Origin of the sequence: Mycobacterium sp. 050134 (genome assembly GCF_036409085.1) — a bacterium.
GTDB lineage: Bacteria > Actinomycetota > Actinomycetes > Mycobacteriales > Mycobacteriaceae > Mycobacterium.
On the sequence record NZ_JAZGLV010000010.1, the window covers coordinates 12,722 to 25,074 of the forward strand.

Annotated in this window: 11 protein-coding genes; 3 read left to right on the plus strand and 8 right to left on the minus strand. The window is 71.9% G+C overall.

What is annotated here, in order from left to right; all coding sequences use genetic code 11:
* Positions 1 to 43: 43 nt before the first annotated feature.
* Positions 44 to 1,321 carry a bifunctional 3,4-dihydroxy-2-butanone-4-phosphate synthase/GTP cyclohydrolase II gene (locus tag SKC42_RS13505; protein WP_330964812.1) on the minus strand — a complete coding sequence of 426 codons (1,278 nt, stop codon included), beginning with the start codon at positions 1,319 to 1,321 and terminating at the stop codon, positions 44 to 46.
* A 144-nt stretch (positions 1,322 to 1,465) separates the two neighbouring features.
* Positions 1,466 to 2,068, minus strand: a complete 603-nt coding sequence (locus tag SKC42_RS13510; protein ID WP_330964813.1) for a riboflavin synthase — start codon at positions 2,066 to 2,068, stop codon at positions 1,466 to 1,468.
* Between the two features lie 96 nt (positions 2,069 to 2,164).
* On the opposite strand from SKC42_RS13510, the gene SKC42_RS13515 reads away from it, so the two are divergent.
* Positions 2,165 to 2,878, plus strand: a complete 714-nt coding sequence (locus SKC42_RS13515) for an LppX_LprAFG lipoprotein (protein WP_330964814.1) — start codon at positions 2,165 to 2,167, stop codon at positions 2,876 to 2,878.
* The gene (locus SKC42_RS13520) at positions 2,878 to 4,563 is read left to right on the plus strand and encodes an MFS transporter (RefSeq protein WP_330964815.1); all 1,686 of its coding nucleotides are present in this window, start codon (positions 2,878 to 2,880) and stop codon (positions 4,561 to 4,563) included. The genes SKC42_RS13515 and SKC42_RS13520 overlap by 1 nt, the downstream gene beginning before the upstream one ends.
* Positions 4,564 to 4,582: 19 nt before the next feature.
* On the opposite strand, the gene ribD is transcribed toward SKC42_RS13520, so the two are convergent.
* The 4 genes from ribD to fmt form a co-directional block, all read right to left on the minus strand.
* Positions 4,583 to 5,605 (minus strand): bifunctional diaminohydroxyphosphoribosylaminopyrimidine deaminase/5-amino-6-(5-phosphoribosylamino)uracil reductase RibD, encoded by a 1,023-nt coding sequence (ribD, locus tag SKC42_RS13525; RefSeq protein WP_330964816.1) that lies wholly within the window; start codon positions 5,603 to 5,605, stop codon positions 4,583 to 4,585.
* Positions 5,602 to 6,291 carry a ribulose-phosphate 3-epimerase gene (gene rpe, locus SKC42_RS13530; protein ID WP_442932128.1) on the minus strand — a complete coding sequence of 230 codons (690 nt, stop codon included), beginning with the start codon at positions 6,289 to 6,291 and terminating at the stop codon, positions 5,602 to 5,604. The genes ribD and rpe overlap by 4 nt, the downstream gene beginning before the upstream one ends.
* A 105-nt stretch (positions 6,292 to 6,396) precedes the next feature.
* A complete protein-coding gene (locus SKC42_RS13535; protein ID WP_330964818.1) occupies positions 6,397 to 7,827 on the minus strand; it encodes an RsmB/NOP family class I SAM-dependent RNA methyltransferase in 1,431 nt (476 codons plus the stop codon).
* Positions 7,824 to 8,753: a methionyl-tRNA formyltransferase gene (fmt, locus tag SKC42_RS13540; protein ID WP_330964819.1), complete on the minus strand. Its 930-nt coding sequence runs from the start codon at positions 8,751 to 8,753 to the stop codon at positions 7,824 to 7,826. Before fmt ends, SKC42_RS13535 begins: the two co-directional genes overlap by 4 nt.
* A 140-nt stretch (positions 8,754 to 8,893) precedes the next feature.
* On the opposite strand from fmt, the gene SKC42_RS13545 reads away from it, so the two are divergent.
* Positions 8,894 to 9,718, plus strand: a complete 825-nt coding sequence (locus tag SKC42_RS13545) for a class I SAM-dependent methyltransferase (RefSeq protein WP_330964820.1) — start codon at positions 8,894 to 8,896, stop codon at positions 9,716 to 9,718.
* Between the two features lie 4 nt (positions 9,719 to 9,722).
* Here SKC42_RS13545 and SKC42_RS13550 read toward each other — a convergent pair whose 3' ends face one another.
* Positions 9,723 to 10,211: a MarR family winged helix-turn-helix transcriptional regulator gene (locus tag SKC42_RS13550; RefSeq protein WP_330964821.1), complete on the minus strand. Its 489-nt coding sequence runs from the start codon at positions 10,209 to 10,211 to the stop codon at positions 9,723 to 9,725.
* A 97-nt stretch (positions 10,212 to 10,308) separates the two neighbouring features.
* Entirely contained in the window at positions 10,309 to 12,282 is a 1,974-nt protein-coding gene (locus tag SKC42_RS13555) for a primosomal protein N' (RefSeq protein ID WP_330964997.1), read from the minus strand.
* Between the last annotated feature and the right edge of the window lie 71 nt (positions 12,283 to 12,353).

The window sequence follows — 12,353 nt, forward strand, 5'->3', positions numbered from 1 at the left end:
CGCTCCTCCACATCTCTTCGTTCCGCTTCGTCGCCGACACGGCTCACAGCGCACCGCCGAATTCTCCCGGCAGATGCACGGATTCGTGAAACTCGTCCAGCCCGGCCAGGTCGTGGCCCATCTTGTCCCGCTTCGTCATCAGGTAACGGATATTTTCGGCGTTGGCACGCACGGGAAGCGGCACCCGCTCGATGATGTGCAGCCCATATCCGTCCAGCCCCACGCGCTTGGCGGGGTTGTTGGTCAGCAACCGCATCGATCGCACCCCGAGATCGACGAGGATCTGCGCGCCGATCCCGTAGTCCCTTGCGTCGGCGGGCAATCCGAGTTTCAGGTTGGCATCGACGGTGTCGTCGCCGGCGTCTTGCAGCTGGTAGGCCTGGAGTTTGTGCATCAAACCGATGCCGCGGCCCTCGTGACCGCGCATGTAGAGCACGATCCCGCGGCCCTCCCGCGCCACCATCGCCATCGCGGCATCCAGTTGCGGTCCGCAGTCGCACCGGCGCGATCCGAAGACGTCGCCGGTGAGGCACTCGGAGTGCACGCGGACCAGCACGTCGTCGCCGTCGGCGTTGGGACCGGCGATCTCGCCGCGCACCAGCGCCACGTGCTCGACGTCCTCATAGATGCTGGAGTAGCCGATGGCCCGAAACGCGCCGTGCCGCGTCGGGATCCGGGCCTCGGCGATCCGCTCGATGTGCTTCTCGTGCTTGCGCCGCCACTCGATCAGGTCGGCGATGGTGATCAGTGCGAGGTCGTGCTCGTCGGCGAACACCCGCAGCTCGTCGGTCTGGGCCATCGCGCCCTCGTCCTTCTGGCTGACGATCTCGCAGATCGCCCCCGCGGGCTGCAGGCCGGCCAACCTGGCCAGGTCGACGGCGGCCTCGGTGTGGCCGGGGCGGCGCAGCACGCCGCCGTCCTTGGCACGCAACGGGACCACGTGACCGGGGCGGGTGAAGTCGTTGGCGACGCTGGCGGGATCGGCGAGCAGACGCATGGTCGTGGCTCGGTCGGACGCCGAAATCCCGGTCCCGACACCGAGTCTTGCGTCGACGGTGACGGTGTAGGCGGTGCCGTGCTTGTCCTGGTTCACCGCATACATCGGCAGCAGGCCAAGGCGGTCGCAGATCTCGCCGTCCAGCGGGACGCACAGGTAGCCCGAGGTGTAACGCACCATGAAGGCCACCAGTTCCGGCGTCGCCTTTTCGGCGGCGAAGATCAGGTCGCCCTCGTTCTCGCGGTCCTCGTCGTCGATGACGATGACGGCCTTCCCGGCAGCAATGTCGGCAACCGCCCTCTCGACGGAGTCCAACCTCGTCATCTCGCTACCTCGCTGTCGGCACGGCCCACGTCAGGAGCGCGTGTACTGGTCTCAGTATGAACCAACACGCCGCCGCGGTTATTGCCGCTGCTGGGCGCCGGGAGGATCCCTGTGGTCAGCGACACATGCGGGGGTCGGAACGGGCTACGAGCGCGACATCAGCCGCTCTACATATTTGGCGATGACATCCACCTCGAGATTGACCTGCGTGCCGACGGGCGCGCCGCCGAGCGTGGTCAACTCGCGGGTGGTCGGGATCAGCGAGACCTCGAACCAGTCGCTCGGGTCCGCGCCCAGCGCGGAGACCGTCAGGGAGATCCCGTCGACGGTGATGGACCCCTTCTCGACGATGTAGCGGGCCACCTCGGGGGGCACCTCGATCCGCACCACCTCCCAGTGCTCGGAGGGTTCCCGGGCCACCACCCGGCCGGTGCCGTCGACGTGCCCCTGCACTATGTGCCCGCCCAGTCGGCTGTTGACGGCGGCGGCGCGCTCGAGGTTCACCCGGCTGCCCGCCCGCAGTCCGCCGAGGTTAGACCGATTCAGCGTCTCGGCCATCACGTCGGCGGTGAACTCCCCGCCGGGCAACAGCTCGACGACCGTGAGGCAGACCCCGTTCACGGCGATCGAGTCGCCGTGGCCGGCGTCGGCGGTCACGACGGGCCCGCGGATGCTCAGGCGCGCGGCATCGGCGAGGACCTCCCGGCCCGTCACCTCTCCGAGTTCCTCGACAATTCCGGTGAACATTCGACCAGGTTAATCCGGCCGCCGGCCGTCCGGACCTCCGGCGGCCGGCCGTCGCGTTCCCTGGGCCCGTCATCGGCACCCTCTACGATGCTGGGTATGCAGACCCGCCGCCGACTATCGGCCGTCCTCGCGTCCGTGAGCCTCGCCGTCGCACCGATCGCTGCCTGCTCATTCAGCTCTTCCCCCAGCGGCGGCCCGCTCCCCGACGGCAAGACGTTGGTCCAGCAGTCGGCGACCACCACCAAGAACCTCAAGAGCGCGCACCTGGTCCTGACGGTGACCGGCAAGATCGCCGGCCTGCCCGTCAGGAACCTGACCGGCGACCTCACCACGTCCCCGGAAACGGCGGCGAAGGGGAACGCGCAGATCACCTACCTGGGGTCGGACATCAGCGCCGACTTCGTGGTGGTGGGCGGCGACCTCTACACGAACGCCCTCAGCCCGGGCGACCCGACGATGACCGACGTCGGTCCCGCGTCGCAGGTCTACGACCCGTCGGCGCTGTTGAGCCCCGACACGGGCGTGGCGAACGTGCTGGCCAACTTCAGCGACGCGAAGTCCGAGGGTCGCGACCAGGTCAGCGGCCAGACCACCGTCCGCGTCAGCGGGAACGTCTCCGCCGACGCCGTGAACAAGATCGCGTCCCCGTTCAAGGCGACCAAGCCGGTGCCGGCCACCGCCTGGATCGTGGAGAGCGGTGACCACCAGCTGGCCCAGATCAGCCTGCAACAAAGCCCGGGCAACAGCGTGCAGATGACCTTGTCCAACTGGGGCCAGCCGGTCCAGGTCTCCAAGCCCGCGGGCAGCTGATGAGCAGGCTGGTAGGGCGCCGGGTCGCGATCGGTGCGGGCAGTCTCGCGGTGCTGTTGGGGGCCCTCGACGCCTACGTCGTGGTCACCATCATGCGCGACATCATGCACGACGTCGGCATCCCGATTAACCAACTGCAGCGGATCACCCCGATCGTCACGATGTACCTGCTGGGCTACATCGCGGCCATGCCCCTGCTGGGCAAGGCGTCGGACCGGTTCGGCCGCAAGCGGCTGCTCCAAGTCAGCCTGGCCGCCTTCATGCTCGGCTCGGTGGTCACGGCGCTCTCGGTCGCGATCGGCAACTTCAACATCGCCGACCTGAACGTCCAGCTCATGGGGCACCCACTGGCCGACCTGCAGGTCCTCGGATACCCGGTCGCGAAGCTGCACATCCCGAGCCTTCAGGTGCTGGTCGTCGGCCGCACCATCCAGGGCGTCGCCAGCGGCGCGCTGCTGCCGGTCACCCTGGCCCTCGGCGCGGACCTGTGGGCGCAACGCAACCGCGCGGCCGTGCTCGGCGGCATCGGCGCAGCGCAGGAGCTGGGCAGCGTGCTGGGCCCGCTGTACGGCATCTTCATCGTCTGGCTGTTCCGTGACTGGCGCGACGTGTTCTGGATCAACATCCCGCTGACCCTGGTCGCGATGGCGCTGATCCAGATCAGCCTGCCGTCGCACGACCGCAGCGAGGCGCCAGAGAAGATCGACGTCGTCGGCGGTGTGCTGCTGGCCATCACCCTGGGCCTCGCCGTGATCGGGCTCTACAACCCCAGCCCCAACGGCCAGCAGGCGCTGCCGGGCTACGGGTTGCCGCTGGTGATCGGCGCGGCAATCTCCGGCGTGGCGTTCCTCGTCTGGGAGCGGTTCGCCAAGACCCGGCTGATCGACCCGGCCGGCGTGCAGTTCCGGCCGTTCCTCGCCGCGCTCGGCGCGTCCTTCGCCGCCGGCGCGGCGCTGATGGTGACGCTGGTCGACGTGGAGCTGTTCGGGCAGGGCGTGATGAGCCTGGACCAGAACAAGGCCGCGGCGATGCTGACGTCGTTCCTGATCGCGCTGCCGGTGGGGGCGCTGGTGGGGGGCTTCATCGCGACCAGGGTGGGCGACCGCGCGGTCGCGTGCGTCGGGTTGCTCATCGCCGCCAGCGGCTACCTGCTGATCTCGCACTGGCCGGTCGACCTGCCCCACTACCGGCACAACTTCTTCGGGCTGTTCTCGTTCCCCGCGATGAACAACGACCTGATGCTCGGCGGCGTCGCGGTCAACAACGACCTGCTGATCGCGGGCCTGGGGCTCGGCCTGGTGATCGGGCCGCTGACGTCGGCGGCCCTGCGCATCGTGCCCTCCGCCGAGCACGGCATCGCCTCGGCCGCGGTGGTGGTCGCGCGCATGACGGGCATGCTGATCGGCGTCGCCGGGCTGAGCGCGTGGGGGCTGTACCGCTTCTACCAGATCCTCAACGAGAAGAACGCCGCGGTGTCGACCAGCCTGAGCAGGACCGAGCAGGCGATCGCCAAGGCCGAAAACGCCATCCCGTCGTTCGCGGCGATGTACGGCGAGATCTTCACCATCACCGCGGGGGTCTGCGTGGTCGGCGCACTATTGGGGTTGCTGATCAGCGGCCGGAAAGACCACGCCGAAGAGCCCGTGGTGCCCGAGGAGGAGCCGGTCGGCGCGCCGACGGCCTAGTCGTCCCCGCCGGTCGGCATCACTGCGGCACCAGGCTCAGCACCAGGTCGGGGCCGGCCCGGTCGACGCCGTCGAAGCGCCAGCGTAGGGCCCGCGCGATCGTCGGCACCCCCACGTCGTCCACCGCGGCGATCGGTCCCCCCACCAGCATCGGCGCGACGTAGGCCAGGATGCGGTTGACCACGCCCGCCCTCAGGAAGGCGCCGGCCAGGGTGGGTCCCCCCTCCAGCAGCACGTCTGTGCGATCCGAGAGCGCCTTGATCACTTCCATGGGGTCGTGCGTGCGGATCACCATGGTCCGCGAGTCGTCGTTGAGCACCTTCGCGTCGGTCGGGATGTCGCGCATGCCCACCACGACCCGCAGCGGCTGGCGGGGCGCCAGCGAACCGTCGGGCAACCGGGCGGTCAGCGCCGGGTCGTCGGCCAGCACCGTCCCGGTGCCCACCACGATCGCGTCGGCGATGGCCCGGCGGCGATGCAGGTCCATTCGGGACGCCTCGCTGGAGATCCACTGGCTCGAGCCGTCGGCGGCGGCGCTGCGGCCGTCGACGCTGCTGGCGTACTTCCACGTCACGTGCGGCAGCCCGGTCCGGACCTTGTGCAACCACTCCCGCAGCGGTCCGCCGGCCACCTGGTCGGCCAGCACGCCGGAACGCACCTGCACGCCCGCCGCCTGCAGCCGGCCCGCGCCGCCGCCCGCGATGCCGTTCGGGTCGGGTACGGCGTAGATCACCGTGCCCACCCTGGCCTCGATGAGCGCGTTCACGCACGGCGGGGTCTTGCCGTAGTGGTTGCACGGCTCCAACGTGACGACGGCGATGCCGCCCGCCGCCAAGCCACCTGCCCGGCGCAGCGCCAGCACCTCGGCGTGGTCGCCCCCCGCCGGTTCGGTGGCCCCGACGCCGACCACGCGGCCCTGCGGGTCCACGATCACCGCCCCGACCGGCGGGTTCGGATAGGTCGTGCCCTTGACGTGGTAGGACTGCTCGATCGCCAGGCGCATCGCGGCGTCGATGCTGTCGACCGACTGCGGCTCGTTCATGCACGCAGGTGCGGCGACGCGGCGGCGGCCTGCCGGCGCAGCGCCTCCACCGCGGCCTCCGGGTCTTCGGCGCCGTAGACCGCCGATCCAGCGACGAAGCAGTCGACACCGGCGTCGGCGGCCTGCTCGATGGTGTCCTCGTTGATCCCGCCGTCGATCTCCACCAGGATGGTCAACTCCCCCGCGTCGACCATCTTGCGCACGGTGCGCACCTTGCCCAGCACATCGGGAATGAAGCTCTGGCCGCCGAAGCCGGGCTCGACCGACATGATGAGCAGGGTGTCGAAGTGCGGCAGGATCTCCAGATAGGGCTCGAGCGGGGTCTTCGGTTTGACGCTGATCCCGGCCTTGGAGCCGGCCGCGCGGATGTCGCGGGCGACGGCGACCGGGTTGTCGGTCGCCTCGGCGTGGAAGGTCACGTTGTAGGCGCCCGCCTCGGCGTACGGGGGCGCCCAGCGGTCGGGGTTGTCGATCATCAGGTGGCAATCCATCGGGATCGCGGTGGCCGCCAGCAGCGCCTCGACCACCGGCAGGCCGATCGTCAGGTTCGGCACGAAGTGGTTGTCCATCACGTCCACGTGTAGCCAGTCGGCGCCGGTGACGGCGGCCACTTCGTCGGCAAGTCGGGCGAAATCGGCGGAAAGGATCGACGGCGCGATCAGCGGTCCCGCGGTGCTGCGAAGCATGGGGGCCACACTACTGAGCTTGGCGAGCCAGTTCACGTTAGGCGCGCGCTAACCCGGCAAGCGGCGCAGTGCCGCCGCGGCCGCGTCCGTTGTGTCGCGCCGTCACTACCCCGGCAAGCGGCGCAGTGCCGCCGCGAACATCGCATCGGTGCCGTGTCGGTGCGGCCACAGCTGAACGTGCGGCCCGTCGCCCAGGTCCTCGACCGGCTCGAACAGCGGTCGGGTGTCCAGCGCGCGCACCGAATTGCGCCGCAGCGCGTCCGCGACCACGCCGACCGTCTCAGCAAGATGCGGCGAGCACGTCGCGTACAGCACCACTCCACCCGGGCGGGTCAGCGCGATCGCCGCGGCCAGCAATTCGCGCTGCAGCTTGGCCAGCACCGGCACGTCGGCCGGCTGGCGCCGCCACCGGGCCTCCGGCCGCCGGCGCAAGGCGCCCAGCCCGGTGCACGGCGCGTCGACGAGCACGCGGTCGAACCCGGGCTCGAGTCCGGAGTCCCGCCCGTCGACCCGGACCACCTCGACCGGAAGCCCGCGGGTGTTGTCGGCCACCATGTCGGCGCGGCGTGGGGCCGGCTCCACCGCCGTGACCCGCGCCCCGGTCCCGGCGCCGAGGGCGGCCAGCAGCGCGGTCTTTCCGCCCGGGCCGGCGCACAGGTCCAACCACCGCCCGCCGTCCCCGTCGACCGGCGCCAGCGCCAGCGCGCGGGCAACGAGCTGGCTGCCCTCGTCCTGTACCAGCGCGGCGCCGTCACGCACCGGCGCCAGCCGGCCGGGATCACCGCCGGGCAGGTACACGGCGTAGGGCGAATACCGGCCGACGGTGCCGCCGACCGCTTCGGCCAGCTCGGCGGCGCTCAGCGCGCCCGGCCGCGCCGCCAGGTGCACCTGCGGCCGTTCGTCGTCGCTGGCCAGCACCGCGTCGAGTTCGGTGGCCGCGGCGCCCAGCGCGTCGGCGAAGGCCTGCGCGATCCAGCGTGGGTGCGCGTGCACGAAAGCGGCATGCCCGATGGGGTCGCGCGACGGGTCGGGCGCCAGTTCGGCGACCCAGGACTCCTCACCCCGGGCGGCAATGGTGCGCAGCACACCGTTGACGAAACCCGCTCGTGCCGAGTCGGTTTCGACCGCGGCCTGTTCGACGGTGGTGGACACCGCGGCGTGTTCGCCGACCCGCGTGCGCAGCAACTGGTAGGCGCCGAGCCGCAGCAGGTCGAGCAGCACCGGGTCGATCGCCTCCGGCGGGCGGCCGGCGGCCGCGGCGATCACCGCGTCGAGCAGGCCCCGGGTGCGGCAGGTGCCGTACGTGAGTTCCGTCGCGAATGCGGCGTCGCGGCCGGTGATGCCGCGCTCGCGCAGCAACGCCGGCAGCGCCAGGTTGGCGTACGCATCGCGCTGGGTGACGGCCTGGAGCACCTGGAACGCGGCGGCGCGCGCGGGGTCGAGCTGCCGACGCGGCCGCGGGCCCCGGCGATCCCGTCCCTGCGGCTTCTGCGGCCCTTGCGGCTTGTGGGGCCGGTGCGCCCGGTCGGCGCTCATGACGCCCGCGTGGCGGGATCGAGCCGCGCGCCCCGCGCCCAGTCCACCGCCTTCATGAATTTCTTGCCCGGCGGCTGAATCTCGCCGAGCCGCACCGGATGCGAGCCGGTTCCGACCCAGACGCCGGTGCGCTCCGCCCGAATGATGCCGGCCGCCAACGACATTGATCCCTCCTCCACCTGCACCGGGCCCAGCTTGATGCGCAGGTCGCCGATGAGCGTCCAGGCTCCCGGGTTGGGCGTGACGGCGCGAATGCGGCGCTCCACCACCGGCGCCGGAAGGTCCCAGCGCACCCGCGCCTCGTCGACGGTGATTTTCGGTGCGATGCTGATCCCCTGGGCCGGTTGAGGCCGGGCCGTCAACGTGCCGTCGGCGATGCCGTCGAGCGTGGCCTCCAGCAGCACCGCGCCCGAATCCGCCAGTCGCGCAAGCAGATCGCCGGCGGTGTCGGTGGGCCGGATCGCCTCGGTGACCACCCCGTACACCGGACCCGAGTCCAGGCTCGGCTCGATCTGGAACGTCGTCGCGCCGGTGACGGTGTCGCCGGCGGCGATCGCGGCCTGCACCGGCGCCGCCCCACGCCAGGCGGGCAGCAGCGAGAAGTGCAGGTTCACCCAGCCGCGCGGGGGCACGCCAAGCAGGTCATCTCGCAGCAGCGCGCCGTAGGCGACGACGGGGCAGCAGTCCGGCGCCAGCTCGGCCAGCTCGGCCACGAACTCGGGCGAGTTCGGCCGCACCGGCCGCAGCACCGGGATTTCGCGCTCCAGCGCCTCGCGCGCCACCGGCGACGGCTCCGGCCTGCCCCGCCGGCCGGACGCGGCATCCGGCCGGGTCAGCACGCCGACCACCTCGTGGCGGGGCGAGTCGATGAGGCGACGGAGCGCGGGCAGGGCGGGCTCGGGGGTGCCGGCGAAGACAAGGCGCACGGGCACAAGTGTAGGAAGCACCGGATCCAGGCAGGACACCCCCAGGTTTCATACAGTTGCGCTCGCATACTGTTGCATATGAACACAGTGCATGGCGCCGAAGTTGCCGTCGCGAAACCCCACCGACCCAAGGAGAACCGATGACCCTCGACGCACCCGCCCGTGACGACCAAACGCTGGCCGCCGCCCATCGCACGGTTTGGGCGCTCGGCGATTACGCGCTGATGGCCGAGGAAGTGATGGCCCCGCTCGGCCCGATGCTGGTCAACGCGACCGGCATCGGGCCCGGCGTCCGGGTGCTCGACGTCGCCGCCGGTTCGGGCAACATCTCGCTTCCGGCCGCCAAGACCGGCGCCGCCGTGGTGACGACCGACCTTACGCCCGAGTTGCTGCAGCGGTCGCAGGCCCGGGCCGCGGCGCTGGGACTGACGCTGGATCACCGGGAGGCCAACGCGCACGCGCTGCCGTTCGGGGACGGCGAGTTCGACACGGTGATCTCGGCGATCGGCGTCCAGTTCGCCCCCGAGCATCAGCGTGCCGCCGACGAACTGGTCCGGGTATGCCGGCCGGGCGGGATGATCGGCGTCATCAGCTGGACACCGGAGGGCTTCTTCGGCCGGATGCTCGCCACAATCAGGCCCTATCGGCCGTGCCTGTCCCCCGCCGTGCCCCCGGCGGCGCTATGGGGCCGGGAAGGCTACGTCTCCGGGCTGCTGGGTGAGCACGTGGGGCGGGTGACGACGGTGCGGGGCCTCCTGGAGGTCGACCGGTTCGCCAGCGCCGAGGCCGTGCACGAGTACTTCAAGACCCACTACGGCCCGACGATCGAGGCGTACGCCAACGTCGGCCACAACCGGGTGCTGGCCGCCGAGCTCGACGCTCAGCTGATCGAGCTCGCGCAGCACTACCTGACCAACGGCACCATGCACTGGGAATACCTGCTGGTCACCGCCGAGAAGCGGTGACGGCCTACAGGTCGACGTCCGCGTCCAGGTGGACGTCGGGTTCGCCACCGGCGGCGGTGAACGCCGTCAGCGCCCGCACCAGCCCCTGGCGCTCCGGGGGCGGCATCTTCTCCACGATGGCGGCGATCTCGGAACGCCGGTAGGCGGTGACCTTGCGCACCACCTCGCGGCCGCGCTTGGTGAGGGCGGCCAACAGCTCACGCCGCGAGGTGGGGTGCGGGAGGCGGTCGATCAACCCGGCGGCGACGAGTCGGTCGACCATCCGGCCGGTGGCCGACGGCTGCACGCCGAGCAGGCTGGCCAGGGTCGCCAGGTTGATCGGGCCGCGGTTGGACAGAATCACCAGGGTGCGGAACTGCGGGATGGTGATGGTCTCGTCGACCTGACCGATGGAGCGGGCGGAGATCGCCACTAACAGACGGGAGGCCGTCAGCAACGCGTCGGTGATGACATCCAGCGACTCGTCGGCCGTCGTCGCGTTCTCCGATGCCATCTCGCCCCCCTGCCGGCCAAACCGATACTTTAACGGTTTTGTCTATCGTAGCCAGGCACTATTTCATAGGAACACTGTCCCCACGGGGAAGATTCCGCTATCCGATGTGCAGCGGGTCGACCTGCACCCGCGCCGGCTCGCCCGCCTGCCGGGCGCTGAGCACGCCCACCCCGCGGCGCAGGGCCGACGCCAGGGCGAGGCCCTGCTCGCGCGGCACCCGCACCAGCATCCGCACCACCGGCACGTCGACGGCCGTGCCCGGGGGTCGCCGCACGCCAGGCGGCAACTCTACCGGGCCGAGCACGTCGGCCCCCTCGGGCAGCCGGGCCTCGTCCAGCAATGCCGCTACCGCGGCGGCGGAACCGTCGATGGCGGCCATGTGCACGCTGGGCGGCAGGCCCACTTCGGCGCGGGCGGCCAGCTCGGCCTCGGCGTGCCCCACGGGATCCCAGCGAATCAGCGATTGCACTGTGGGGATTGCGGATTCGGCGACGATCAGCACCACGCCGCCGTCACCGCGGGCGCGCACCAGGGCGGCCGCGCCCATCCAGCGCCACAGCGCCTCCTCGGCCGCGCGCAGGTCCTGCCGGCCCAGCAGCGCCCAGGTGTCCAACAGCAGGGCCGCCCCGTATCCCCCGGGTGCCCGGGGTTCGGCGCCCGGGGTGGCCACCACCAGAGCGGGCCGGGCCTCGACCTCGGACACGATGGCCTCGCCCGCCGACGTGACCACCGGGGTGCCGGCGAACGCGCGCCCGAGCTCTTCGGCGGTGCGCCGGGCCCCGACGACGACCGCGCGGACCGCGTCGGAGCCGCACCGGGCGCACCGACGCGTCGGTTCCGCGCGGCCGCACCACCGGCAGGCCATCCCGGATCCGCGCTCCTGCAACGACTCCTGCAATGACTCCTGCAATGACAAAGGGCCGGTGCAGTGCCGGCAGCGCGCAACGGTGCGGCAGCGCGCGCACGCCAGAGACGGGACGTATCCCCGCCGGGGCACCTGCACCAGCACCGGCGCGCCGGCGGCCAGCGCCGTACGGGCGGCCCGCAGCGCGATGGACGGGACCCGCGCGGTGCGGGCCGCGGGGTCGCGTTCGTCCGCGTAGCCGCTGTCGTCGAGGGCGACCACCCGCGCGGTGCGGGCGCGCACCGCCGGGCGGGCCGCGACGATGTCGTGCGCCCACCCGCTGCGCACCAGAGCCTGCGCCTCCGCGGTGCGGGCGTAACCGCCGATCAGCGCCGCGCACCGGGCCTGGTGCGCGCGCAGCATCGCCACCTCGCGGGCGTGCGGATACGGCGCTCGCGGCTCGGCCAGGCTGTCGTCGCCGTCGCCCCACACCATCACCAAGCCCAGGTCGGTCACGGGCGCGAAAACCGCACTGCGCGTCCCGATCACGAGCCTCGCGGTGCCCCGCAGCGCCGCGAGCCAGCGCCGGTAGCGCGCGGCCGGGCCCAGCCCCGCGGAAAGCGCCGCCACGCAGGCCTCGTCGACCCGGGTCGCGGCGGCCCGGTGCAGCAGGTCGAGGTCACGCTGGTCGGGCACGATGGCGAGCGCCGCGCGGCCCGCCCGGATGGTCTGGGCGGCCGCCTCGGCGAACCGATCCGCCCACGACTCGCCCGGCAGCGCCTGCCAGACGGCCCGGGCGGCGCGGCCCTCGGTCAGCGCGGTCAGGAACTGCCCCCCGCGCCCGTAGGCCTCCCAGCCCGCCGGGTCGACCGGCGCGGGGACTGAACCCGCGCCGGTCGACCCGGCGGCGGCTTCCCGCTCCACCCGCGCGTGCCGGGGCGGGATCGCCAGGCGCAGCACGTCCGGACGCGTTCCGGCGTAGCGCGCCGCGACCGCGTCGACCAGCCGGCGGGTCTCGGCGGTGAGTACCTGCTCGGGCGACACCACCCGGTCGAGCCAGCCCAGCTTTCCGGAGTGATCGGTGTCGTTGCGGCGCTCCAGCACGAACCCGTCGACCAGGCGACCGTGGAACCGGACGCGCACCCGCACGCCCGGCTGGGCGTCGTCGGACTGTTCGGCCGAGACGAGGTAGTCGAATTCGCGGTCCAGGTGCGGCACCGACAGCATCGGCAACACCCGGGCGACCGGTTCCACGTGGACCGGCGTGCGCGACGAGGTCACGGCGAACCGGGAAACAC